Origin of the sequence: Paenibacillus residui (genome assembly GCF_042677205.1) — a bacterium.
Classification (GTDB): Bacteria; Bacillota; Bacilli; order Paenibacillales; family NBRC-103111; genus Paenibacillus_L; species Paenibacillus_L residui.
Genome location: NZ_JBHTIU010000093.1, coordinates 1 through 24,393 on the forward strand (window position 1 = coordinate 1; position 24,393 = coordinate 24,393).

21 protein-coding genes are annotated in these 24,393 nt (G+C 52.3%); 5 read left to right on the forward strand and 16 right to left on the reverse strand.

The annotated features are described in order from the left end of the window. The 10 genes from ACFQ03_RS22450 to ACFQ03_RS22495 all read right to left on the reverse strand — a co-directional run. Window positions 1–441, reverse strand: a 441-nt coding sequence (locus tag ACFQ03_RS22450; RefSeq protein ID WP_449290188.1) for a phosphorylase family protein, incomplete at its 3' end; no start/stop codon positions are given. 42 nt (window positions 442–483) lie between these two features. Beyond that, window positions 484–615 (reverse strand): hypothetical protein, encoded by a 132-nt coding sequence (locus tag ACFQ03_RS22455; RefSeq protein ID WP_379291097.1) that lies wholly within the window; start codon window positions 613–615, stop codon window positions 484–486. 500 nt (window positions 616–1,115) lie between these two features. Further along, complete coding sequence (locus ACFQ03_RS22460; protein ID WP_379291099.1) at window positions 1,116–3,578, reverse strand: hypothetical protein; 2,463 nt, start codon at window positions 3,576–3,578, stop codon at window positions 1,116–1,118. A gap of 67 nt (window positions 3,579–3,645) precedes the next feature. Then, entirely contained in the window at window positions 3,646–5,262 is a 1,617-nt protein-coding gene (locus ACFQ03_RS22465) for an extracellular solute-binding protein (RefSeq protein WP_379291101.1), read from the reverse strand. Window positions 5,263–5,324: 62 nt separating this feature from the next. After that, window positions 5,325–6,221 carry a carbohydrate ABC transporter permease gene (locus tag ACFQ03_RS22470; RefSeq protein ID WP_379291103.1) on the reverse strand — a complete coding sequence of 299 codons (897 nt, stop codon included), beginning with the start codon at window positions 6,219–6,221 and terminating at the stop codon, window positions 5,325–5,327. 25 nt (window positions 6,222–6,246) lie between these two features. Beyond that, window positions 6,247–7,200, reverse strand: a complete 954-nt coding sequence (locus ACFQ03_RS22475) for an ABC transporter permease (RefSeq protein ID WP_379291105.1) — start codon at window positions 7,198–7,200, stop codon at window positions 6,247–6,249. 174 nt (window positions 7,201–7,374) lie between these two features. Beyond that, entirely contained in the window at window positions 7,375–8,274 is a 900-nt protein-coding gene (locus tag ACFQ03_RS22480) for a sensor histidine kinase (RefSeq protein ID WP_379291107.1), read from the reverse strand. After that, on the reverse strand, window positions 8,247–9,089 hold the full coding sequence (locus ACFQ03_RS22485; protein WP_379291109.1) for a hypothetical protein: 843 nt from the start codon (window positions 9,087–9,089) through the stop codon (window positions 8,247–8,249). The genes ACFQ03_RS22480 and ACFQ03_RS22485 overlap by 28 nt, the downstream gene beginning before the upstream one ends. Window positions 9,090–9,092: 3 nt before the next feature. Next, window positions 9,093–9,296, reverse strand: coding sequence for a helix-turn-helix transcriptional regulator (locus tag ACFQ03_RS22490; RefSeq protein ID WP_379291111.1), 204 nt, complete (start codon window positions 9,294–9,296; stop codon window positions 9,093–9,095). Next, entirely contained in the window at window positions 9,265–10,647 is a 1,383-nt protein-coding gene (locus ACFQ03_RS22495; protein ID WP_379291113.1) for a response regulator, read from the reverse strand. The genes ACFQ03_RS22490 and ACFQ03_RS22495 overlap by 32 nt, the downstream gene beginning before the upstream one ends. A 221-nt stretch (window positions 10,648–10,868) precedes the next feature. Between ACFQ03_RS22495 and ACFQ03_RS22500 the strand changes: the two genes are divergently transcribed. Next, window positions 10,869–11,894 carry a hypothetical protein gene (locus ACFQ03_RS22500; protein WP_379291115.1) on the forward strand — a complete coding sequence of 342 codons (1,026 nt, stop codon included), beginning with the start codon at window positions 10,869–10,871 and terminating at the stop codon, window positions 11,892–11,894. A 59-nt stretch (window positions 11,895–11,953) separates the two neighbouring features. Beyond that, complete coding sequence (locus tag ACFQ03_RS22505) at window positions 11,954–12,370, forward strand: NUDIX hydrolase (RefSeq protein ID WP_144935124.1); 417 nt, start codon at window positions 11,954–11,956, stop codon at window positions 12,368–12,370. Window positions 12,371–12,490: 120 nt separating this feature from the next. On the opposite strand, the gene ACFQ03_RS22510 is transcribed toward ACFQ03_RS22505, so the two are convergent. The 3 genes from ACFQ03_RS22510 to ACFQ03_RS22520 all read right to left on the reverse strand — a co-directional run bounded on the left by ACFQ03_RS22510 (window position 12,491) and on the right by ACFQ03_RS22520 (window position 15,532). Further along, window positions 12,491–13,273 (reverse strand): energy-coupling factor transporter transmembrane component T family protein, encoded by a 783-nt coding sequence (locus ACFQ03_RS22510; protein WP_379291118.1) that lies wholly within the window; start codon window positions 13,271–13,273, stop codon window positions 12,491–12,493. Further along, on the reverse strand, window positions 13,251–14,714 hold the full coding sequence (locus ACFQ03_RS22515; RefSeq protein WP_379291131.1) for an ABC transporter ATP-binding protein: 1,464 nt from the start codon (window positions 14,712–14,714) through the stop codon (window positions 13,251–13,253). The genes ACFQ03_RS22510 and ACFQ03_RS22515 overlap by 23 nt, the downstream gene beginning before the upstream one ends. A 221-nt stretch (window positions 14,715–14,935) precedes the next feature. After that, window positions 14,936–15,532 carry an ECF transporter S component gene (locus ACFQ03_RS22520; protein WP_379291120.1) on the reverse strand — a complete coding sequence of 199 codons (597 nt, stop codon included), beginning with the start codon at window positions 15,530–15,532 and terminating at the stop codon, window positions 14,936–14,938. Window positions 15,533–16,043: 511 nt separating this feature from the next. Between ACFQ03_RS22520 and ACFQ03_RS22525 the strand changes: the two genes are divergently transcribed. Both ACFQ03_RS22525 and ACFQ03_RS22530 read left to right on the forward strand, forming a co-directional pair. Further along, entirely contained in the window at window positions 16,044–16,439 is a 396-nt protein-coding gene (locus ACFQ03_RS22525) for a VOC family protein (RefSeq protein ID WP_379291122.1), read from the forward strand. Window positions 16,440–16,851: 412 nt separating this feature from the next. Beyond that, window positions 16,852–17,022, forward strand: a complete 171-nt coding sequence (locus ACFQ03_RS22530) for a hypothetical protein (protein WP_186328301.1) — start codon at window positions 16,852–16,854, stop codon at window positions 17,020–17,022. A 438-nt stretch (window positions 17,023–17,460) separates the two neighbouring features. Here the strand turns inward: ACFQ03_RS22530 and ACFQ03_RS22535 are convergent, their stop codons facing one another. After that, window positions 17,461–20,361 (reverse strand): family 78 glycoside hydrolase catalytic domain, encoded by a 2,901-nt coding sequence (locus ACFQ03_RS22535; protein WP_379291125.1) that lies wholly within the window; start codon window positions 20,359–20,361, stop codon window positions 17,461–17,463. A gap of 347 nt (window positions 20,362–20,708) precedes the next feature. Between ACFQ03_RS22535 and ACFQ03_RS22540 the strand changes: the two genes are divergently transcribed. After that, entirely contained in the window at window positions 20,709–21,641 is a 933-nt protein-coding gene (locus tag ACFQ03_RS22540; protein ID WP_379291127.1) for an AraC family transcriptional regulator, read from the forward strand. Window positions 21,642–22,081: 440 nt separating this feature from the next. On the opposite strand, the gene ACFQ03_RS22545 is transcribed toward ACFQ03_RS22540, so the two are convergent. Further along, window positions 22,082–23,071: a Gfo/Idh/MocA family protein gene (locus tag ACFQ03_RS22545; RefSeq protein WP_144935142.1), complete on the reverse strand. Its 990-nt coding sequence runs from the start codon at window positions 23,069–23,071 to the stop codon at window positions 22,082–22,084. Between the two features lie 317 nt (window positions 23,072–23,388). After that, window positions 23,389–24,393 (reverse strand): ATP-dependent helicase C-terminal domain-containing protein (locus tag ACFQ03_RS22550; protein ID WP_379291129.1); only part of this gene is annotated, 1,005 nt, incomplete at its 5' end.

Here is a 24,393-nt window from a genome sequence, read left to right on the forward strand (position 1 = left end):
CGCGACCGCCAAGCCGGCTTCGCGCAGCGCCGCGTCCAGCCGGGCCACCAAGCCGGCATCGGCCGGGATGCGGGCAGCGCCGAAGCCCAGCTCGTCCACGCTGCGGTAGCCTTCCGGCGTCTCGGCTCCCAGGTCGGCGGCGACGATCTCGTCCGCCACGACCAGTGAGCCGACCTCCGCCCGGCCGGTGAAGCCGCCGCCGATTCCGGCGCTGATCACCAGGCCGTACCCGGAGGAGGCCAGAGCCGCAGCCGTGCCCGCCGCAGCGGCAGCCGGCCCCACGCCCGCAGCCAGGACATCGAACCTGCCGGCGTCCTGCAGCCCGCGCAGCACGGCCTCCCGCTCGGCGGCAACGGCGGTTACGACGAGGATTCGCCCTCCGCGTCTATTCGATCCGGAACCCGAAGTCCCGGATAAATCTGTCTTCTGTTCAGCAACCATGTCCATTCTCCTCTAGCTGTAGTTACTATTAAATGTAGCACATCACGAAAATATTGAAAAATATTTAAGCACCAGATACCATAGGAGAATGATCCAGCCCCATAGAAAAAGCAGGCGGACCGCCCGCGGAATAAGCAAATATTCCGAATACAGCTTTTGAAACCATTTTTTCATAGGCTCCGATCCCACCTGTCTGTAAAACATTGATATTTTGTTGAAGGCGATAGCGCCGGGTGCTTCCACTCTGATTGCGCCATCCCAAAAAGCCTGCAATTCTTCATGCTTTTAGCCGGGCGGCTCCGTATCCGCTGCAAAGCCTGAGAAAATACAGCTTTTTTCCCGTTCCAGGAGGGATCGGGTGATTTTAGAGCGAAATTAGTGCATTTTCGCAGGCTTTTTCCTCGGGTGTACTGAATCGATTCATAATTTATGTATTAACGCAGGAATTTGAGAGTCCGCTATAATGCCGGCGACGCGCGACCTTCGAAGCATAGCGTATCCGTCCGCAGCCAAACAGCGTCGGCATCCTCGTCTATACCTTCCTCCAACCGCGGTCGCTCTCCCTGGACTCTACTTCGATAGAGTTTATACGGTATTTTACAGGGGGGCCCGGTCTTATAAATTGTACATTAAAAGAGCCGTCCCGTAAACCGGGACGGCTCCGCCTTCCTTATTTAGTTGCTGCGGACGGCCGGGACACCGACCCTCTCCGGTTCGCCACGCATCATTACCGTGACACGAACCTCCGGCTTCGGCTCGCCCACAAACTTGCAGCTGAAGGAGAGCGTTTGCCCGCCGTGCCGGACCGTCGGCGCTTCCGCCGAAGCCTGCACCGTCCTCAGCAAATTCCAATTGCTGTCGTAAATTTTGCCGTACCGGTCGCCGTCGCAAACCAGATACTGGTTGGCCATAACTTCCGTATCAAACGTCATATATACGCCATCCGTGTACACAGTGGGGCGCTTCACGGAAGCCTCTTCATTGCCGTAAGTTGGCACTACGCGCAGCGTAAAGGCTAGCGGCTGGGCAGCATACGGATTGTACAATGCCCAATCCGAGCCCCCCGGCTGCCCCGGCTGCAGTTCGGCGGGGCTGCAGATAAGCGGCTTGGACCGGGCGAGCGGGTACAGCAGCCAGCCGTCGTCTCCGGCCGCCTCGAGATGCCAGTCGCCCTTCGGCTTGCGGAGCCGCTCCCGCTGCTCCGGTGTGAAGGCGCCGGCGCGGCGTGCCGCTTCCCATTCGCTTACCTTCTCAAGCAGCGCTGCAATGTTGCCGTTTCTTCGCAGCACGGCCATATCGGCAACCAGGGCAAAGCCTGCGCCGAATCCGGCCGCTTTGGACAGCACCCACTCGATCTCATCCAGCGTCGTTGCCTCGAACCGCTCGGAGGCGGAACGGATGAGGAACCATCCCAGCATCGGCGGGATAAAATTGCGGGCAAAATAGCGCTGGTTGCTCAGCCGCCACTCCAATTGCCCTTCCCGCGTCGCCGCTCCCCACGGTTCACCCCAATTGAAGCGCGTAAAAATATGCCACAAATAGTTCGGGACGACAATGCTCGCATCGTTAATCACTTCATCGCCCCAATGATCATAACAGAGCTTGACAAATCGGTTCACGCCATACCCGTCCTGCCCCGTTGCGTATAACCCTTCCAGGCCGTCGAACGAAATCTGCTTTAATCCGGCAGACGCATACAACCGCGAAATCCGTTCGCTATAAGCATCCTGCAGCTCGATATTCGGGAAGAAAACATCGTACGGATGATCCCACACCCGGCCGATCGCCGTGCCGGCGTCATGCGCTGACGCTGCGGTGCCGTTCGCTCCGCGCTTCACCCCAAGCAGCTTCCACGGCGCGCTGTCCGACACCGCCTCATACTCGATCAGTTCATCGCCGATCCGGGCCGAATGGCGGAACAGCTGCGCTCTGAACGGGACGGGATCGTCCACCTCTAGCTGATCCGCCGCCGTATCCACGGCCGATGTCAGTCTGGCTGTTCCGGCCAGCTGCAGCCGCTTATCCGGGACCGGCGTCACATAAGCATCATTCAATGTTGTAAAGTTGGATAAGGTATGAAGACCTACATGGACACCCTCGGCTTCCGCCGCCTCGACGCAAGCTTTCAGTCCCTCATCCCCGTTCGGAAAGCTGCCGGGCTTCAAAGTAAAATGGCCCCAATCGGCAAAAGGATCGGGATGATACACATAACGCAGACCCGCCAGCTTCGTATAGTGAACCGCTTCTAATATCGTTGATTCGGAGAAATCGGTGATCAGATATGAACATGTTGCAACAGGCGACCTTTTGCCCCAGACGCCGTCGAATGTCGGATGCGGCAATCCTTCGCCAAGCTCGATCGCTTCGATCGTATCCAGCACCTGATCGGCCGGACAACCGAACAGCGCGATCCGGGTTCCGGCAATACAGGCATCTTCTCCGCCGATCGGCTCGACGGTTATATCGGGCAAATTCCATACTGCGCGGCGGCCCGCTTTCGTACGGTTCCGCGCGAATGCCTGCAGCAGGCTGCCTTCAGTCGCTGGCCATGCCGCACACACTTCATACTCGAATTTGCTGTCGGACGGCTGTGTGCCGTCAGGGGCCGATCTTCCGCTTTCGCTCTCCTCTCCTTTGGCGCCTCTTGGCGCCGAGTAGGAAGGCTGAACATACTCCGGCCTCTCCAGCTCAATCGGCCAGCCGCCAACCGTCTTCACATTCAAAGCCTGGAGACCGATGGCGAAATTGCCATTATGGACGACGCCGACGGATTCGCCGATGGAACCGGACATCGCAGTGACATAAGGCCCCCAGATGACTGTATCCACCCGATCCACGTCGTCAATATGTGTAACTTCAAAATTCGCATACTTCTCTTTGCAAGTCAGCTTCACAGTGATTTGTATGTCGACATCTGCAAAAGCGAATGTCAGCATACTCGTTTTCCCATCCCCTTCGTCCCGGCATATGACCGATGAAGGCAAGCACAGCCTTCCATCTACGACCGCGCGAATCAACGGCGAACCGCCGGCGGACGCTGACGCATATTCCTGGCCGTCCGCCGTATCCTGCCAACTCACGATGCATCCGCTGCCGCTCAAGGAGAGCAGCAAGCTTCCCGCTGCAATTTTTTTCATCGTTTTCCCGCCTCCTTACCCTCCGCACCCGGCTCTTGGCGTCTCATCGCCGCCCCGCCAGTGTCGCTCACTTCAAATTTTCCTCGTACACTTTCTGCGCTTCGGCCAGTACGCTGTCTCCGCCGATCTTTCTCCATTCCGCTACAAAGTTATCAAATTCATCGAGCGATTTTCGTCCGGTAATAAAGTCGATGTACGTTTGCAGCGTTAATTGATTCAGCTTATCCCGCGTTTCGTTGTACACCGGTTTATTGAACGGAGCGAGGATATCGATATTGCGCGTTCCCTTGGCGCGAGTATTCTTCGCCAGCTCACGCAAGCTTTCATCCGATGTATAGGAAGTCTGGAAATCGTAATCGTTGAACGACCCGGCCATGGAGTAGTGGCCAATTCCCGCTTTTTTGCGCTCCTTCTCATCCGTATAAGGCTCAATAAATTCAACCGTGCCTTTCTCACTCTCTTTCCAATGCTTGCCCTTCTCGCCGAACTGGAGCAGCTCGTAAAACTTAGGATTAAATTGCGTTGCCTCGAATACCTGCATATATTTGATCATTTTCTCCCGGTCATTCTCCAATTGCTTGCCGAACATTACGCCCGAGGCAAAGGCCGGATTATATTGGGAAATGCCATATTTCCCCTCAGGTCCCTTAACCCCTCCGACTGTGGCGAAGCTAAACCCTTCATACTTCTTCGCCAGCTTGTCATGCCATGACTCTCCGCCGAGGAATGCGTTGCCGGGCAGGAATGACCACCAGTAATATTCAACCGCGCCGACTTTATCGGTCATCACTTTATCTTCCACGTTCTCGCCTTTATTCACGACAAATTCGGGATCGATCAGTTCATTTTTGTACCAGCGGTTCAGCACCTCAAGCGCCTGCTTGGCCCCGGGTTCGATTTCGCCCCGCACAATGGTGCCGTTCCTTTCCCGGAAAATGTTGGGGTAGACATCGAACGCTCCGAATACGGAACTGAACATGCTCTGCACATTTTCACCGGTTGCGGTAATGCCGTACGTATCCTTCTTCCCGTTGCCGTCCGGATCTTCATTGCGGAACTTCGTCAATGCCGCTTCCATTTCCTCCAGCGTTTCCGGCGTTTTGTCGATGCCGACTTTCTTCAGCCAGTCGTCGCGGAAGCCAAGCTGAATGCCGTCGATGCCAATGTCCCAAATAACAGGTAGCCCATAAATTTTGCCGTCCCTTCTGACATATTTAAACGGGTCATCGCCCAGAAACCTTTTAAGCCATTCCAGGTATTTGGGCATATGCTGTTCGATCAGCTCCTGCGGAATTTCCGCGCTCACGTCCTGTTGGAGAAACTTGTCGTATTCCGTAAAAGAAGGCTCTTTCCACCAATCCGGTATGTCTCCGGAAGAAATCATCAAGTTCAGCTTTTCTTTCATCCCTTCGCGCGTAGCGGCAATGAAATCGATATCGATGCCGAAATGTTCCTTTAACGCCTCCACTCCGACAGAGCCTTCCGGCACATTTTCATCCAGGTTCCAGAAGGTCAGCTTGATGGCCGACTTCTGCTCCGTCTGACTGTTGGTTGTGTTACTGGTATCTCCGTTGGTTTGCCCTTCTCCGCCTCCAGAGCCGCCGTTGCTGCTGCCGCATCCCGCCATCAGCGGCGTTAACATGGCGGCGCACAGCCCCATAATGAGCCAACGCTCCTTCCTCATTCGAACCAACCCTTTCTTTTTTTATGGATCTTCTTAATGATGGATCTATCTATTAATAGGGGCTACCCTTTAATAGCGCCAATCATTACCCCTTTGACAAAATATTTCTGGATGAACGGATACACAATCAGCATCGGAATAATGGAGAACATAACTACCGTCGCCTGCAATTGTCTTCCGGAAAACTCCGTCTTATTGCCCAAATTTTGAATGACGCTGTTTATATCCGACATGTTGTTCTGAATAATAATTTTGCGTAATACGATCTGAAGCACTTGCTTGTTCGGATCGGAAATGTAGATCATACTGTCAAACCAGGCGTTCCAGTGGCCGACGGCCACCCATAATGCGATCGTCGCCAGTACAGGCTTCGACAAAGGAATAACAATTTGTGTGAAAATGCGAAGGTACCCGGCTCCGTCGACCCGCGCCGACTCCTCCAGTTCATCGGGAATCGAGCGAAAGAAATTGCGCATAATCAGTACGTTGAACGCTCCGATCGCCCCTGGAATGACAAGCGCCCAAATCGTATCGAGCATATTCAGCTGCTTAATGAGCAGATAGGTGGGAATCAAGCCCCCGGAAAACAACATCGTAAACAGGATATACCCGGTAAAGGTGCCGTTCCACGGCAAATCCCGCTTGGACAACGGATAGGCCGTAATCGCCGTCAGCACAGTGGACAAACATACGCCCAGCACGGTTCGAACGATCGTATTCCAATACCCCGTCCATAAGGCGTCAAACTTGAAAGCCAGCTTGTAGCTCTCGAAGGTCGGCTCGGTCGGAAACAAAATGATTCCCGATGAATAAGCAGCGCTGTCGGCTCCGGCTCCATCCAGCGATATGACAACCTGTGTCCAGAACGGGTACAGCGTACAGAACAATATCACAACCAGTGCGGCATACAGCACAACGTCAAACAGCCGCTCCCCTGCCGTCTTCTTCACATTTAACATGCGGTTCTCACCTCACCCGTACCGTTTACCATAATGCGTACTCCTTGCCGCCAATCCATTTGACTATGCGGTTAACTGCAATAATCAGAATCAGCGCTACAACCGACTTGAACAATCCGACTGCGGTGGCATAGCTGTAATTCATTTCTATGAGGCCTTTGCGGTATACGTAGGTATCGATAATGTCGGCGACGTTATAGACTTTAACGTTATACATATTGAAAATTTGATCAAAGCCCGCGTCGAGAATACCGGACATGGACAAAATCAGCATGATCGCGATGACAGGCACAAGCATCGGAATGGAAATATAGAACATCCGCTTGAACCGCCCCGCCCCGTCAATAATGGCCGCCTCATACAATTGCGGATCGATATTCGAGATGGCCGCGAAATAAATAATCGAGCCCCAACCGAATCCCTGAAAAATACTTGTAATGACCAGAATCGAGCGAAAGTAGCGGTCATCGGCCAGAAACAGCTGCGGCTGGCCGCCAAACCATTTGAGAAGCGCATTAACCGGCCCATCAAGCGAAAATAAAGTGAAAAAGATGCCCGCCAGAACAACCCATGAAATAAAGTGCGGCAAATACGAGACGGTTTGCACCACTTTTTTAAACTTCAGACTGGATACTTCGCTTAACAGCAAGGCGAACATAATCGGAACGGGAAAACCGAATATCAGCTTATACAAGCTGATGATGATCGTATTTTTCAGCACGACGTAAAAATACGAATCGCCCATAATTTTGTTGAAATGTTCAAATCCGACCCAAGGACTGTTTAATATCCCCTGCGTAATTTTGAACTCTTTAAAGGCCAGCAGCACACCGTACATCGGCAAATAGTGAAAAACGGTGAAATAGACAACCGCGGGCAGCATCATGAGCAGCAGCACGCGATACCGCTTATACTTCTTTCGCTTCTCCCTGCGCAGCTCCCGCCGTCTGCTTATCGCCGCTATGGTGATGTCGTCCATCGCCGTCGCCTCCCGTGAATACGCTTTCTTCGTTTGTTTAAAATCATATCACGGGCCAATAAATATTAAATTATCAAATATTTCTGATATCTTTCACTTTTCTACGGAGTTCACAAAGAAAGAAGCCTGCCCGGTGAGGGGCAAGCTTTTACAGCGCCGACAATCATCCATCCGTTATGATCCTGAATCTTGTCTGTATTGCGGAATCGTTACCGCCATCGCTGTACCGGCTCCCTGCCGGCTGTGAATAGACAGGCCGTACTCAGCGCCGAACAACAGATGCAGTCTTTCATTGACATTTTTCAACCCATACCCGGCAGATTGCCTCGTCAATATCGATTCCGCGGTCTCAGGCGGCATGCCCGGACCGTTATCTTCAACCGAAAAGCGGATGACGCCATCCCCTAAATGAGCGCTTACTATAAGCCGCCCCCGCCCTTCCGTCTTCTGATTAATGCCGTGCTTGACGGCATTTTCCGCCAAAGGCTGCAATATCAGATTAATCGTGTCATATCGACAGACACGCTCATCAATGTCATACACAACATCAAAGCTGTACTCATTCATCGCTTGAATAATTTCAATATACGACCTGATGTTGTCCAGTTCTTCTCTTACCGAGATAATATTGTTGCCGCGGTTCAGCGCCGTCCGGTAAAACTTCGCCATCGCAGTAACTACATGGCTAATGTCATGCGCATCTCTTCTCAGCGCCTGCCAGTTAATGAACGACAGCGTGTTATATAAAAAATGAGGATTAATCTGCCACTGCAGAGCTTTCATTTCAGCCTCCTTCTGCACAATTTTGCTGCGATACGACTCGTCGATCAGTTCATTCAGCCGAATCAGCATGTGCCCGAAGCCGTTCGTCAGCTCTCCGATTTCGTCCTTGAACGCGCTGTGCACCCGCAAATCCAGCTCCCCCCGTTCCACCCGCTTCATCAGCATATTCAATTTATAAATACGGCTGATCATCGTTTTGGAGAAGATGGAAATAATGACGAGAAGAATCAGGATACATATAAGGATGACTACCAAGGTCGCATTTAAGATGGATCCGGCGTTCGGCGACATTTGTGCCGCCGGCACAAGGCAGTAGATCGTCCAATCGGTCTTGGGCCCATCGTTTTGACGAGAAACAGCTCGGTTTCGCCGGCAGAAATCATTCCTTCGTTCAGCCCCGACATGTTGTCCACATCGAGTGCCGCTATATTCGCAGCACCCAAATTGCTGTAAATCACTTGCTCCCGGCTGTCGGCAATCACCACCCCATATTCCTGGGCGAGCTCCGCCACATTTTTGAAAAAGCTCGTTTCATTAATCCGCATATAAACAATATCTTTCCGTTCTGCAGACAAATCCGGAAATGTACCGGTTACAAACAAACCTTCATCGTAAAACCAGTGGGTCTGATTGCCTGCTCCGCCAATGGCGTCCGCATACCAATACTCCCGCTCCACTCTGCTTGCCGACAGGACGGAATCCCCATATTCCGGCACATATCTATGGGTATAGAAAGTGACCTTCTCAATATCTTTGTCCAGGTTCGTCATCATAATGAAGTACGGCGTCAAATATTCCTTCAAATCGCGGGACAGGTTGACCAGATCAATATAATCGTTGCTGACGATTTTCTGAAATATTTTGTTGTAAACGATCGAGCGCACCGCATGGCTGTAACGTCCAACCGCACTTCCGATGCTTTCCGATATCGTGTTCACATTTTTTTCAATGCCCTGCAGAGCTTGAAGCTCCAGCATCGCCCTGGACTGATTGAAAGCATAGGCCCCAAGCACCGAGACGGGAATAAGAATGACCGTCAAATAGGACAGAAACAGCTTGTGCTTGAACCGCAAATGGCTGAAATACCGATAGAACAGCCGCTTCATCGTCTAGGCCTCTTTCCGGAATCGGGACGGTGTTTTGCCGTAATAATTTTTAAACAACGAACCAAAGTAAGGTAAATTGTGATAGCCGACATCCCGGGCAATATCGGCGATTTTACGGTTTGTCGTCAGCAGCAGTTCCCTGGCCTTTTCCATCCGGAACAGCGTAATATATTTGTTAATGCTGATCCCCTTCTGCTTTGTAAACAAAATGGCTCAAATAGTTCGGCGTCAAATAAACCCGCTCTGCCAGCAATTCAAGCGATAAATCGGCGGCATACTCGCACTCGATTATCCGCACCGCTTCCTCTACCGCTTTGGACACTCTGTCAGAGACGTCGCAAGCTGCCGGCCCATAATCGGCAAAGAGCTCATGCATCACTTGGCGCAGATCGCTAAGCCGCTCAGTTTTATAGATGCTTTCCAAATCTTCTCTGAATTTGTTGGCGTTCTTTTTGGCAGCGGTTTCAAAAAGTACCTTCACAATCTCCGTACATACATATTTGACATAAACGACCGAAAAATGATCGCTATTTTGCAATAAGTTGAACAGTTGATCAAAGCCCGGCTCCACAGCTTCGAAGCGATGACGCCGGATATGAGCCGTTAGCTTAAGAAGAAGGTCATCCATCATCTTCGCTATATCATCGATGGCGAATGACGTATGATTCGCCAGCAGCACTGTGCCTTCGTCAAAGAAGAACTTGTTCTCCAGCACCGTCTCCAACGCATTGTATTCCTTGTAAAGCTGTCTGGCATCCTCTACCAGACCACTGATGACAACCGTCACCTCACAGTCAAACCGGGTTCGCAGCCATTCCATCAAATTACGCCCTGTCTCCACGAGCTTCTGCAGCGGCTCTTCGGCCCAAGCTTCGAGCAACAGCAGGCTTTGAAATTCATTCAAATGGACCACATCGCAAGCGCGCTGCACCGATTCCACGATCTGCCGGTCGAAATCGAGATCCAACCGATCGAACAGCCGGGTTCGCGAATCCAGCAGAAGCATCCGGATATACCGGTAACCATTGAAGCCCGCAATCGGCAGCGGCCGGACGATCTCTTCTCCCTCAGCTGATGAATCGGCACGTCCCATAATATAATCGGTCAGCAGCCTCTGTTTATGGTAATGCTGCTCCTTGCGATACGATTCCTCCAGCCGTATCTGCTTCTCCTTCGCCTGACGCTCCTCCTTGCACAGCTGAATCACTTGAGATACGACTTTAATAAATTCGCTCACCTGCACCGGCTTCAATATGTAGCGAATCGCCTTCAGATCGATTGCGCGCTGCGCATATTCAAACTCGCCGTATGCGCTCATAAAGATAACCTTGACGGACGCATCGCGCTCACGGATTTCCTCGGCTAGCTCAAGCCCATCCATTCCTTTCATGCGGATATCGGTAAACAAAATGTCGACATCATGTCTTGCGATATATTCGAGCGCGCTTTCTCCGCTGTCCGCCTCGGCGATTTCCAGTTTCAAATCGTACTTGTCGACCAGAAACTTGACCCCGTCCCGCTCGAACTTGTCATCATCGACAACAAGCATCTTCAACATTGTCCCCACCGCCTTATGATCTGTGATCGTATTTATAATGGAGTGTATCATAACCCGGCTTGTCTTACTAACCGGGTATTTTTGATGTTCTCTACGTGAACATCTTTCAATGACCACCTGACGGGACAGGTATGGTATAATAGCTGATATCTGCTTAATTGGGAATGTCTGGGATTCGTAAAAGATAGATTTCAGCTAATAAGCGCAAGGAGGCTTGGAGCATGACCCTTACTTTTCGTGCAGAGCAGGAGTTCTTTACATTTCTCGATCCGGCCGGGAAACCACTGGAGCGCAAAACGGAAGTCCGCTTCGATCCCCTGACCGGGGAAACCTCGCGACTGGTTTATGATCCCGGGGCCGGAGCCCCCTTTACTCCTCCGGGCTACGAGGAGGCTGCCAAGGCCACCGAAGGAAGCAAGTGCCCCTTCTGCCCGGACAATGTTCACACGATGACCCCCACATTTTCTAACGAGATTGTAGAGGGCGGAAGGCTAGTCAAGGGAGAAGCGGTCGCCTTTCCCAACTTATTTCCTTACGGCAAGCATAACGCTGTCGTGCGAATGACCGATTCGCATTATGTCCGTCTTGAGGAGTTCAGCATTCCGGTCCTCGCAGACGCACTGTCCGTCGCTCATGCCTATCTGTCCAAAGTGCTGCAGACCGACCCGAAGGCGACTCATGCGTCCATCAACTGGAATTACCTCCCCCCTTCGGGCGGAAGTATACTGCATCCGCATATTCATGTGCTTGCTTCCGAGCAGCAGACCCGTTATCAGGCGACGGTTTCCGAATACGGCCAGGCCTTCTATGAAAAATATAAACAACCCTACTATCAAGCATTGTTGGAAGAGGAAAGACGGCTTCAGCAGCGCTGGGTCGGGCAGCAGGACACCCTCGGATGGGTGCATGCCTATGCTCCAAGAAGCCATTATGACTTTGTTGGAATTTATGAGGACGCCCCTTCGTTCGCGGAGCTGGACGAGCGGCATTGGCTCGCCTTGGCCGAGAGCCTGCTGCGGTTCTTCCGTTTCTTCCGGGAGGCGGGCATCGCAAGCTTTAACCTGGCGGCCTTCATTCCCGTCCGTCGGACTGAGGCCAGCGGGGTGCATATCCGGTTAATCCCCCGTTTGACTACGGGACTATTGGCCACGAGCGATATGAACGTGTTCAACTTTGTACACGGCGAATACTTAAGCCTCCGGACTCCGGAGACCGCCTCCAAGGAAGCGGCCGCCTTTTTCCTATAACTCCGTTTCCGGACATTCGTGCAAAATTCTCTATACCGCATAATACAAGGAGATCAGGTATGCAAGGATATAATGTTCTTATGGTATACAGCAAGGATATGGACCGGCTGCTTATGTGCAAACGATTAAAGGACCCTTATAAAGGATTAAGCAATCTGGTCGGCGGCAAAATCGAAAACGGAGAGTCCGGGCTCGACGCTGCTTATAGAGAGCTATATGAAGAAACAAACATCTCTAGAGAACATATTACTTTGCATCATCTAATGGATTTCAAATACTATTTTCAGAATTGCTATGTTGAAGTCTATGCCGGCAGATTGAAGGAAGATGTAGAGATCTCGGGGGATGAAAATGAATTGTACTGGTCTGATTTGAACCGGGATTTTTTTGACATGACCCTATTTGCAGGTGAAGGAAACATCGGGCATATGATTGAACAAGTGAAAATGAGTAAAAATCGATTTCTAGCGGATTAATCCATCCCATTCAACGAAAAACAGGACCGTCCCAAAATGAAGCCGAAAAGGACCTCAAATCCCACTATGGAGTGGAGACGGGGTCCTTTTATACGACATCCGATTTATTCCGCTTGCCTCTCAACGGCCGGCCAGCGGAAGATAAACCGCCGTACAGTAGGCCGCTATCAGCAGCCCTGCCATCATCCCCGCGAACCATAAGTCGATTCGGGAATAACGGGTGGTATAATAATAGGTTCGCGACGCTCCCATCTGAAACCGCTTGGCCTCCATGGCCACGGCGATTCTCTGTGCCCGGCGGATGCTCTGGGCGAGCAGCGGCACCGCATAAGCGCTCAATCGCTCATACATCCCGCGAAAGCCCCGGGCAAACCGCGTCCCGCGCACCTTCAAGGCGTCCGTGCGAACCCGGTAATCATCCCAGACGGCAGGCAGCATCCGGATCGAAGCGATGAAGCTGTAGGCATACTTGGCCGGCAGCCGAAACTGCTGCATTAACGCGTAGAAGAAAAGAATCGGCTTCGATGTCAACGCGAAGATCATTCCGAGTGCGCCGAAGCTTATCGTTTTGCATCCGATAAGCAGGCCGTGGTAGAAGCTCTCCTTCGAGATGCGGATCAGCCCCCACTGCCACCAAACCTCTTCCCCTTTGCCGAACAGAATCATCGTCGACGAGGAGGAGACAAAGATGAATAAGAACGGAGCCGTAAACAGCAGAAGCTTCCTTCCCGTGTAGCCGCTGAACAGCAGAAGCGGCAGCAGGTAGGCGATCATCTGATAAACCGCGAAATCGAACCGGCGATTGATCAAGGCGATAACCAACAGCACGAAGAACACGGCAAATTTCAAAGCCGGATTCACCCGGTAAAGCCAGGTTTCTCTATGGGGTGTGAACAAATTCATGCCTGACGCACCTCCACAGCTCCGGCGGTTCCACGGCAACCAGCCGCCCCCGCTCTATTCGCCATATTTGGTCGGAGAAGTAACCGGCAATATTCGGGTCATGTGTCACCATAATAATCGTCGTTCCCTTCACACGCAGTTCTTCGAGCTTCTCCAATATGGCGAATGTGTTCCTCGCATCCTGACCGAAGGTAGGCTCATCCAGCAGCAGCACGGGCTTCTCTCCGATGACGGCGGAGGCGACGCTGAGCCGTCTCTTCTGACCGACCGATAACTGGTAAGGATGACGCCTCTCACTCATGTATAAGCCGAATGCCTCCAACGTCTGCTTAACCTTCTTATCCGCTTCCTCCTCGGAAAGCTTCAACGGCCGGAGTGAATATGCCAGTTCATCATATAACGAGTTCGTAATAAATTGCATCTCCGGATTTTGAAAGACAAAAGCGAGCTCCGGGGGAGGCGGAGATTTGACGCTTCGTTTCCTGCGCCCTCTGACCGTCTGCCGGACTTCTTCCCCGCACAGCCTGTACGTGCCGCTGGTCGGGAGAAGCTGCATGATGGACTGCAGCAGCGTGCTTTTGCCCGCGCCGTTCTCCCCTACGATGCAAATCCATTGACCGGGTTGTCCTTCCGCCTGCGGAACCTCAATCCTGACTTCCTCCTGACGGTAACCGGCGAAATCCCTCAGCTCCAGAACAGGACCCGGGCGGCCTTCGAGAGCTTGGCGCTCCTTCCGCCTCTGCTGCTCTATCTCCTGATATGCATCCGACCGGATATAATCCTCCCAGACCTGCGGATACCATATGCCGAAGCGGACAAGCTCTTCTTTATGCCTGTGGAAAATTTCGTCCGGCGTGCCATCGGCGAGGATGGCCCCATCCGCATCGAACAGCGCTATACGGTCAACCCAGTCGATAACCTGCTCGATCTTATGCTCTACGATGACCAGAGTCTTGTTAGCGGATATTTCCTTGACCGCCGCCCATATCTGCTCTGTCCCTTCCGGATCGAGCATCGCCGAAGGCTCATCCAGATAAAGCACCTCCGGCTGAAGCAGCAGAACCGAAGCGAGGGCCAGCCTCTGCTTCATTCCTTGGGATAGGGTCTGAATGGGAGTATGGATATCCTCGAAGACGAGTCCGACCTTGCGCAAAACCCGCCCGATCTCTTCCTCCATCCGCTCCCTTGGAACGGACAGATTTTCCAGCACAAAGGCCAGCTCTTCATCAACGTACGGCATACAGAATTGGGTGTCCGGGTCTTGAAACACGAAGCCCCAGGAGTCCGGACGCCGAACCGAATCGCAGGTCAGAGGGACCTCGACGGAACCGGGAATAATTCCGCTAAGCACCTGCAGCAGCGTCGATTTGCCGCAGCCGCTCGGTCCGAGCAGCAGAACCTTCTGGCCTTGTGGAACAGCAAAGGAGAGGTCCTTGAACACCAAGGACGGCTCTCCCGGAAATTTCAGTCTCAAGTTCGAGACAGATAAAAATGATGCCGGATTGTCCTGCATTTGACCACCTCATTACCGGGCTCAACGGCCCGCTTGGGCTTCCCCTTGCTCCTCGTCCGACCACAGCCGTCCGATCGGGGAAGAATGTTCTTCCTGTTGTTGTCCCGGCAGGCTTTTAGAACTTACGTGTAGTTAGTAGAGATATCATGTCACTTCTGCAGCGACTCGTACTCTTCCCTCGCCACCGGCTGAATCTGCCGGGTCACGCCGGTTTTTTCCAACGCACGGACGAGCCAATAAGCGAACAAGCCGCAAAATACAAATGCGCTAACGGCACGTAAACCGTATTTAAGCGCCAGCATCCATGCTTCATAATTGGCGTAGCCGAGGAAGATATCCACGATGAAGGAACCGAGTCCCGCCATTATGCCGGCCACACCGGCCGCAACCAGTCCCGCCTTGCGATAACGCAGACCTGCGAAGACCAATTCCGCACCCAGTCCTTGTACGAATCCGTAAAGAATCGTTTCCAGTCCCCATGCGGAGCCCAGCAATGATGATACATTGGCCGCGGCCAGATTGGCGAGCAGCGCTACCCCCGGCTTGCGAACGATCAGATACGCGAAGGGTCCCGCCATAAACCACATGCCGTAAGTTAACTGGCCCGCCTGCAGAAATAACGGCTTAACCACTCCGTATACGCCGTCCCACAGCTTGAAAATGACTCCAAACACTAAAGAAATCATCACCGTGACCAAAATATCGGTAAACTTCAATCCTTTACTGCCGGTTGCTTGTTGTTTCAAGTGCTCCCTCTCCTTCAATCCATTATTTTCCAAACAAAAAAACCGCCTGGATGCACAGACGGAGAAAGGGTCCCTAATCAACATATGTTCTCTACGCTGGCATTATCCAGTTCAGATTAACGGTCAGTAGCGGTATAACGGCTACACTCTCAGCCTGACTCCTCAAGCCCCCGGGATTATTCAATTGGAATCGCCCATATCATACACCATTCCCGCTATTCTGGCAATAGTGAAATCGATATTTAACCCTATGGATGATTACATCTTGGGGGGGTGTATACTCAACTATATGGTTGACCAAAATAGAGAAAATCCCGACTCTATTTTTCATGCTAAGGCTGCGGGATGACCTTCACCCCAACCATCGTCGTGCCTCATGAAGATGGCTGCACCCGGCAAGACGTTGAGCAAACACTGACAGAATACAGGAGCGAATCGGATACGGCCGAGGATTAATGTTCATTGAGCTGAAAGAAAACATGGGAACTGCAAAATGAAGGAGGTTGATAACATGCAAAAAGTGACTCCATTTCTAATGTTCGAAGGACAGGCTGAAGAAGCTATGAATTTCTATACTTCTTTATTTGACCAGTCGGAAATTTTGAGCATTGCCCGTTACGGCCCGAACGAAGCCGGACGGGAAGGTAGCGTGTTTCAGGCAACATTCTCCCTGAAGGGACAGCAGTTCATGTGCATCGACAGCAGTGTCAAGCATAATTTCACTTTCACCCCTTCCATCTCCCTATTTATTAACTGCGAGACGGAAGAAGAGGTCGATCGACTCTTTAAGGAGCTCTCTCAGGGCGGCGCGGTTCTGATGCCCTTGGAAGCCTATCCGTTCAGTCCCAGGTTTGCCTGGGTTGCAGATAAATTCGGAGTTTCCTGGCAGCTCAACCTGGTCAGCTAAGGCTAAGGCTGGGAGAAAAAACACGTACAATCCCTTTATTGTGCGTGTTTTTTCTATGTTGAGTTAATGATACTGTCATTACCTGCCCTCTCAACGCAATCCCTCACATTCAAGACGACCATTCTGCTCGATATGCTTGAGGTCCGCCCGGGTGAACTCAGCAGCTTCAACACACGTTCCGTCAGCAGCCAGCTTTGCATAGACGATAATGTCATGGTTCCATGTAAAATCCCCTCGATTTTCTGTCGACTTTTCCCGGGAAATAATCGCAAAACTATGTATCAAATGACTTAGCAGGTATATCGTCTTATACTGACGTATTTCAGCATAAACATTTATTGATACTAACAATTTCCAATTATGGTAGAATGGATTGGATTGGAAATCTATTACTACTGCGAGGAGGGTTTGAATGAGCGGTTCAGCAGCAGGGATGTTGGCCATATGGCCTTTATTGGTGTTTTTAATTTACCTGGTTTTACTTGTGCTGGGGGTCTATTGCCTTATTTTATTTATCCAGCTTGCAAAGAGAGCAATTAAGGCTCTTGACCTGTATATTCAAGAAAAGTCCAACCAAGATTAGATAAACATCGAGCCGGGTATTATCTAATGAGCGGGCTTCTTAGTCGTCTCGTCTACCGTCAGCCTGATAGGTACACCCCCGGTTGTCAAATAGATGTACTGGTGGAAGATATTTGTCGGGCGCACCATGTTTTCAGCATCGCAACGCGCTCCGGGTGAGGGCACGTTGCGATGCGGTCAATCGACATCCTTCTCAATCAGAAGAACCTAGACTTGCGCATCCGAATGCAGGCCAACCATTGCTGACAGCCCCGGATTCGGTCTGCCTGATCTTACCTGTGGTAAGAGGGCGCTGCCGATTCAATAGCACAACAAAGGACCGGGCACGAATGACCCCGTCGTTGACTTTTGCCCAACGAGGAAATTCGCGCGATTATTACCGCCCTGGGACGGGAATTCAAGCTGATTTCCGGAGCCGGTCCTGCGGCAAGTCCGCTAGTTAGTTTATTATCTTCGTTGTTCCTGTGTAGCCCTCCGGCAATTTCACTTCAATCTGCTGTCCTTGCGGCACGCGAACCTCGATCTCCATCTGCCTGCGTTCTTCATCAGCCCTCCAGGAGACATCGACCCGGCCTGCTTCAGGAAGCGGAGCACTTCCCCGGGCCCAGCGTAATCCGCATGGATTCGGCTCCACCAACACCTTTTCCCAACCGGGAGCCTGCGGTCTCACCCCAAGAATATAGGCCCCCAGGAAATAAGCCGGCGCGGCCGACCAAGCGTGGCAGTGGCTTCGGGTCAGAAAGTTCGGATTCGTCCGATTCTCCTTAAAGCTCGGATACATCTCCCAGCAGGTTGTCGCTTCATAATCGATCATTTGTCCATAATTGCGGCGAATGTCGTCAAGCATATGTGTCAGCTTTCCGATCCGCGCCAAAGCCTCGTAATAGAAAAATGACATGAACGGACTGCCGATTTGCACAAAAGAAGCCGGAGGATTAAGCAAATATCGTTCCAGTGCTTCCTTCCTCGGCCCATCCGCGATATCGCACAGAAAGGCGGCCACTTGCGTCTGCATGCTGAAAATCCCCGAACGGCGCCCGTCTGCATGAATGCAGTCCAGATAGGCTTCTTTATCTTCTGACCACAGATGCTTGTTCATCGCCGCTTTCAGGCGGTCTGCCCAATGCTTGAACGAATCCGCCTCTTCCGCATGACCGGCAATCAGAGCCAATTCCGCAGCGCTGTTCAGCGCTTTGACCAGAAAAGCATTCTGATGGGTGACCACGCCGCCATTCGGCTGATCGATCGGCGCCCAGTCGAGCAAATTCCATGCCTGGATATTGAAAAGCCCGTTATCGTCGATATGCTGCACGTAGTGATTAAGCGTATAGCGTATGGAAGGCCACATATCCTTAGCAAATTTCGTTTGCCCGGTTTGCTCATAATGCTCCTTGCAGGCAATGACCCAGAAAAACGTCCAGTTCGGAATGACACTGCTCCAGCCGCTTGGCACCTGATCGGCATACAAGGGGGTCTGGTTCCGGGATCCGGGCACCAGACGCAGGCATCTTTCCGTTAGCGCCGGAGCGGAAAATAAATAATTCCCAATCAACGCTTCATTGCGGCTGTCCCCCACCCAAAATGCCTGCTCATATGCGGGACAATCGACGAACGTATCCTCCATGCAAAGCTTGGTCGTATCCCGGCTAATCTGCCAAATATCATTCAACAGGGCATCCGAACAGTGAAAACGGCCGATTTCCGCTACCGGGTAGGTATTCTGAACAAGGCGGACGCTGTAGAAGTGAACGGGATACCGGGCATTCCTGACGGTGAGCATAAGATAGCGAAACCCCCGCCTAACCGGCGATTTATAGGTCTGCCTGCCTTTTCTCGCCACGTATCTTAAGGTGTTATCCAGACCGTACGTATGCTGAATGTACTCATCGCGCATATATTCATACCCGTAAAAATCAACTATCGTTCCTTCCGCACAATCCAGCTCAAACTCGATATATCCGACCGTTTCCTTACCGAAATCAATGATCATCTCCGTATCGGCCCCTTCGTAAAAGGGCACGCGTGCAGGAACCCCGTCAGCTGTCACCAGGTGTTGGAGCGCATGCGGAACCGCTTGCGATTCGCTTGCCTTCTTCCATACATGATGGCCAAACACATCATCATCGCGATACAAGCCGAGAGGCACAGGACTTAAACGATCGGCATACAGAGTTAATTCCGCCGCCTGCGAAACGGAACGAACCGCCAAATATTCCTCATGTTCCATATTTAAACGCCTGCCGGGCCGATGATCTATCACCTCTATCGTATCGAACGGTCCAATTCCGACGAACGGAGAGTACTTTGTCCCATCGATTCCGGACAATGGGGAAATTAGCTCTATCGGAGCCTCTCCATCGACGCCGATGCGGAATCCATGCCCGTGATCGATTCCACTTACATCGACCATTAATAAATGATCGCCCGCCTCAAGCTCAATATCCGCATATCTCTCCGGGGCTTCTCCGTAGAAGCGCTCCGCAGCCACCGCCTTGCCGTCCAGGATGACCGTGCCCACATTCACAAATGCCGCAGGAAAGCCTATCGTGAAATTCCCGCCGGCGGAGACCCGGACAACGGTCGCCAAATAACCGACAAAACCGACCGGATTCGCATGCTCCCGGCTATCGGGCACCATCTGGCTGCGAATATCTATGTATGCATTCCAGGAAATCCGGCGTACCTTCTTCAACGCTTCTACCCTGATCGGATAGACCGTTTCCTCTGTCAGCGGAGGAATATCCCTGGGGATTAGAGTGGTCCACGGCTCCATCCCCGGCACCCCCAATTCTTCGGCTAGCGGCCAGGCTTCATCGGAGTAGGACCGATCCTTCCAGGCAGAGTCGAATAATCGGGCATCTATCCGTTCTGCGAAAGCCTGCTGGCAGGACATTCGAGGGGCTCTTCCGTCCTGGCCGGGATGCCGCAGCGTTCGCCAGCTTCCGTCAGTAATGACACAGCCCAAGCTGGTTCCCGCTTCGTCAGCCATACGAAGCTGCGCCAACAATCCTCCCCTTCCCTTCAAGTAATAAAAGGTAGACAAACCGAAGTGCATCACCATAACGGCAATGGTATTGTCCTCACCCGGACGAATATAGGGAGATACGTCATACGTATCATAGGCCTGCTCTGCCGGCCATGATCTTACCGGCCCTCGGCCCGCCTCCTGTCCATTGACGAACAGAACATATCGCGAATCGGCAGTAATATCAAGCCAGGCTTGTGTGTATTCCTTCTCTTGGATTGGGAACGTTTTGCGGAACAAACGCCATTCATTGCGGGGACTGCTTTCGTTACCTCCCCATATCCACTTCGCCCGCTCAGACCATACATTTGTCATGATTCTTCCCTCCTCGTTTAACCTATTTCCTTTATTGTATCGATAACGGCACATAAGAAAGGGGTTGATCACGACATCCGACAGGGGTAAAATGTCATCTAATCCAATTTATGTTTTGAGATAACCGTTCGTAGAATGAAGCATACAATTTCCTTTCTAAAAGACGGTTCGTTATTGGGATATCATAGGAAAATCGATAAGAAAACGAGGAGTAAAGAAACAAGCTGTCATCAGTGGAAGCAAAATTGGAGTGAGGGAAAAAGGGAGAGCACGGATGACTGTGAAGAAATAAACGAATCGACGAAAATGAGAGCCAAGAGGCAAACCAAGGGAAAGGAGCCAACGAAATGGCTGACCAAGCAAGGGATAAGAGTTTCGGAGGAATGACGGTCAAACGAACGGTGGAGCTAACCAGCGGCGAACTGTTTTTCCGGGAATTTCTCCCCATATATGTCAATCGGGTAAGCGAATCCTTTCAATTGGCGGAACATTTTCACGATTTCGCGGAAATTTGCTATGTCGCGGAAGGGCAGGGCTTTCATTACGTCGACAACGAGACATTATCGGTCACGGCTGGCGACGTCTTTTTTATCCCTATCGGTACCGCCCATGTCTTTCGACCCGTCAGCTTGCAGCAGGACCGTTCCTTGGTAGTTTATAACTGTATTTTTCAAACTGAACAGCTCCAACAATTAACCGTCTATCCGTTGGAAGAGGAAATCGCTGTGTTATTAAGCGGAAATCTGCAGAACGGGAAACGATGGCTGCATATTCGTGAACAGGATGGAGAATTCAAATATGTTATGCATCGTCTGCTCACAGAATACGATACGAAGAAGCCCGGCTACCGCTCTCAACTGCTTGCTTGCCTTCTCGAGCTTCTGATTCTTCTCCAGCGCCTGCAGCAGCCGGCCGGTAAGGCCACTTCTCCCGAAATAATCGACAAAATTACGGCCATGAAACAATATATCTACCTACATTTTCAGCAGCCTATTACCATTTCAGATGTAGCTGCCGCTGCCAACATCAGCCCCCGCCAAGGACAACGCTTGTTCAAGCAGATCATGGGGACGACCATCCTGAGCTACATACAAGAACAGCGTATTCGTCATGCCTGCGAACTCTTAAGCCGCCCCAAAACGACGGTTCTGGAAGCGGCACTTCATTGCGGCTATGAAGATTTAAAGCATTTCGGCCAATTGTTTAAAAAGCACACCGGAGTCACCCCCCGCCAATACCGCTTGCTAAGGCAAAAGGATCGGGGTTCGTTCTCTCATTAGGACTGATAGAGATAGCCTATCTCCGAACTATGATCTGCCGGACGCAATAAAGATGCATAGGTTAAACCGCATGGTCACTTGTACAGCGTTACAAAAGAACCTCTATGCAGCATCGCAACATAAGTCGGAGGCAGGGAACGATTTGCGAAAAAACTGTAGTGGACACCAGCGCCGTTATTTGTGTCGATTGAGGTATTTTCCCCGTGTAACGGACTGAGGGAACGTTATTTGACGAAAATAGACTTCAAATGACCTCCGGAACGGTCAATAACGGCCCTCATGTCCGTTAGAATGCCAAAAGGGAGCAAATCCGATCATTAACGGCTTCCATGTCCGTTACACCTGCGCATCATAACGATCATGAACAGCTTGACTTACTTGGAACAACGCATACAAAACACTCATGGTTTCTTATGCACGTTACATTGTAATAAGCCCAGCTAAGCCAGCGAGTCAGCAGGGAAGACCAGGCCGACTTGCCTTCTGGCCTCATCAGTAATCTCCATGACGGACAAAGAATTGGCATGCGAATTGACGGAGGATTCGAGCTCGCCGCTTTTTATCAAATGGACAAATTCCTGAACCTCGTACTTCATCGTGTTCCCTGTCTGCTCGCGGGTAATTTCCTCAACCGTCCCGTCCTTGTAGCGAATTTCCACTTTCCCCGGCTGATTGATCCGATCGATAACCATCGTCCCGTTTTCTCCCTGAATTTCGGCGGGCAGATACGAATTCGTTATTTTCGAATACATGATGACCGCGTCCATCTCTTTATATTTCAACAGCAAACTCCCTTCTCCGTCCACCCCCGACTCGAGCATGACGGCGTTCGCCCGGATCAGCTCGGGCCTTCCGAACAGAACGACCATCGGGTAAATGCAGTAGACCCCCAGGTCCATTAAAGAACCATTGGAAAACGCAGGGTTAAACGCATTGAGCACCGTTCCTTGTTTAAACGCATCATAGCGCGAAGAGTATTGGCAATAGCTTGCAAAATATCGCCGAATGGGCCCAAGCTTATGGAGATTGTCCTGAATGGCGCGAAAATTGGGGAGCAGGGTGGACTTTAAAGCCTCCATCAGGAGTACGTTATGTTTTGCCGCCGTCTCTATCATTTTTTTCATTTCCCGGGCGTGGGAGGCTATCGGTTTTTCGCACAAAACATGCTTGCCGTGTTCCATGCAAAGAATGGCCTGTTCCGCGTGACAAGAGGTCGGGCTCGCGATATAGACAGCGTCGAATTCATCGCTGGCGGCCATTTTTTCTAAATCGGTAAATCGATTCGGGATGCCGTGCTTGGCGGCATACTCTCGGGCCCGCTCTTCCGTCCGTGAATAGACGGCAGTCAAGTCCACCAGACCGGTCTCACGGGCGGCTTGGATGAAGCTGTCGGTAATCCAGTTGGTTCCAATCACTGCAAATCGGATCATAGCTATGTTGCCTCCTTAGAGCGTAAATCGAGAAAATGTATGAGCTGTAAACAAGGCAATACGTATATGGACAGCCCAAATTAAGAACGCGATGCCTCCCATTATTCAAAAAAATAGAGCGGGACAAACCGGCAAACGATCCGGGAGGATCCTGCCCATATGTCCCTTCCCCTTGTGAAAACAGATCGATTGGGTATCCTTATCCCCAGCGTCAATATGGACCCTTTCCCCGGACCAAGGACTACTCGCCGCTCTTCTCCTTCTTCGGTCAGCGTTATCAAGCGTGCCGGGGGGGGAAAGCGCATCCCGAATATTCGCTAATTCCCCTGATTCCGGGGGCGGGTGCGGTTAGTCGGGACGGCGCTGCGCGGGTCGTCGGGCCAATAGTGCTTCGGATAGCGGCCTTTGAGGTCTTTTTTCACCTCGAAGTATGCGTTTTGCCAGAAGCTGGCCAGATCCTGCGTCACCTGTACCGGGCGCTGAGCCGGCGATAACAGATGCAGCGTCAATGCGATTCTTCCCCGCATGATGCGAGGCGTCTCCGCAAGCCCGAACAGCTCCTGAAGCCGGACGGCCAGCACGGGGGAAGCGGGATCGCTGTAGTCGACGGGAATGCGCGAACCGCTGGGAACGACGATATGGGTCGGGGCCAGCTCGTCCAATTCCCGGCGCCGCTCCCAGGAGAGCATCGCCTCCAGGATGGCCGCCAGGTCGAGCCGCTGCAGCTCCTCCCGGCTCTTCAGGCCGTACAAATGCGGGCCGAGCCAGCCGGCCAGGTCAGCGCCGAGCGCCGCGTCGCATACGTCCGGCCAGCCCGGGTCATGGCGCTGCACGAAGCACAGCCGCTGCTGAAGCCGCCGGGCCGCCCTGGACCACGGCAGGATCGCCGGCCCTTCCGCTGCGATTCCCTGCAGCAGCGCCTGCAAGGCGGCGTCCGGGTCCGGGTCGGCCAGCGGCGCATCCTGCAGCACCAACGCGCCCAGCCGCTCGCGCCGCCTCGCCCGCACCGCCTGCGCCGAACGGTCCCAAGCGACCGATTCCTCCACAACGATCCGCTCGGCGAATCGTTGCTTCAGGTCGCTTAGCTCCACCGGCGCAGCCAGGCCGATGCGGCCATCCGCCCCCTGGTCGTCCAGCTCGGCCACGACCAGCCAGGGCTCCTGGCCGAGCGGCTGCGGGGCGGCGAACGCGGCTCCGCGGCCGCTGGCCAGCAGGAAGCGGCCGCCTGCCTTCCGCTGCGCGATGCGGTCGGGATAGGCGAACGCCAGCAGCAATCCGCTGGCATCGATATCGCTTCCCCGACCCGGCTCCGCAGCGGGCGG

What these genes read in the sequence shown, in the direction of transcription:
- ACFQ03_RS22455 (WP_379291097.1), bottom strand. Translation starts at nt 615, where the DNA reads ATGAAAAAATGGTTTCAAAAGCTGTATTCGGAATATTTGCTTATTCCG.
- ACFQ03_RS22460 (WP_379291099.1), bottom strand. Translation starts at nt 3,578, where the DNA reads ATGAAAAAAATTGCAGCGGGAAGCTTGCTGCTCTCCTTGAGCGGCAGC.
- ACFQ03_RS22465 (WP_379291101.1), bottom strand. Translation starts at nt 5,262, where the DNA reads ATGAGGAAGGAGCGTTGGCTCATTATGGGGCTGTGCGCCGCCATGTTA.
- ACFQ03_RS22470 (WP_379291103.1), bottom strand. Translation starts at nt 6,221, where the DNA reads ATGTTAAATGTGAAGAAGACGGCAGGGGAGCGGCTGTTTGACGTTGTG.
- ACFQ03_RS22475 (WP_379291105.1), bottom strand. Translation starts at nt 7,200, where the DNA reads ATGGACGACATCACCATAGCGGCGATAAGCAGACGGCGGGAGCTGCGC.
- ACFQ03_RS22480 (WP_379291107.1), bottom strand. Translation starts at nt 8,274, where the DNA reads ATGTCGCCGAACGCCGGATCCATCTTAAATGCGACCTTGGTAGTCATC.
- ACFQ03_RS22485 (WP_379291109.1), bottom strand. Translation starts at nt 9,089, where the DNA reads ATGAAGCGGCTGTTCTATCGGTATTTCAGCCATTTGCGGTTCAAGCAC.
- ACFQ03_RS22495 (WP_379291113.1), bottom strand. Translation starts at nt 10,647, where the DNA reads ATGTTGAAGATGCTTGTTGTCGATGATGACAAGTTCGAGCGGGACGGG.
- ACFQ03_RS22500 (WP_379291115.1), top strand. Translation starts at nt 10,869, where the DNA reads ATGACCCTTACTTTTCGTGCAGAGCAGGAGTTCTTTACATTTCTCGAT.
- ACFQ03_RS22505 (WP_144935124.1), top strand. Translation starts at nt 11,954, where the DNA reads ATGCAAGGATATAATGTTCTTATGGTATACAGCAAGGATATGGACCGG.
- ACFQ03_RS22510 (WP_379291118.1), bottom strand. Translation starts at nt 13,273, where the DNA reads ATGAATTTGTTCACACCCCATAGAGAAACCTGGCTTTACCGGGTGAAT.
- ACFQ03_RS22525 (WP_379291122.1), top strand. Translation starts at nt 16,044, where the DNA reads ATGCAAAAAGTGACTCCATTTCTAATGTTCGAAGGACAGGCTGAAGAA.
- ACFQ03_RS22530 (WP_186328301.1), top strand. Translation starts at nt 16,852, where the DNA reads ATGAGCGGTTCAGCAGCAGGGATGTTGGCCATATGGCCTTTATTGGTG.
- ACFQ03_RS22535 (WP_379291125.1), bottom strand. Translation starts at nt 20,361, where the DNA reads ATGACAAATGTATGGTCTGAGCGGGCGAAGTGGATATGGGGAGGTAAC.
- ACFQ03_RS22540 (WP_379291127.1), top strand. Translation starts at nt 20,709, where the DNA reads ATGGCTGACCAAGCAAGGGATAAGAGTTTCGGAGGAATGACGGTCAAA.
- ACFQ03_RS22545 (WP_144935142.1), bottom strand. Translation starts at nt 23,071, where the DNA reads ATGATCCGATTTGCAGTGATTGGAACCAACTGGATTACCGACAGCTTC.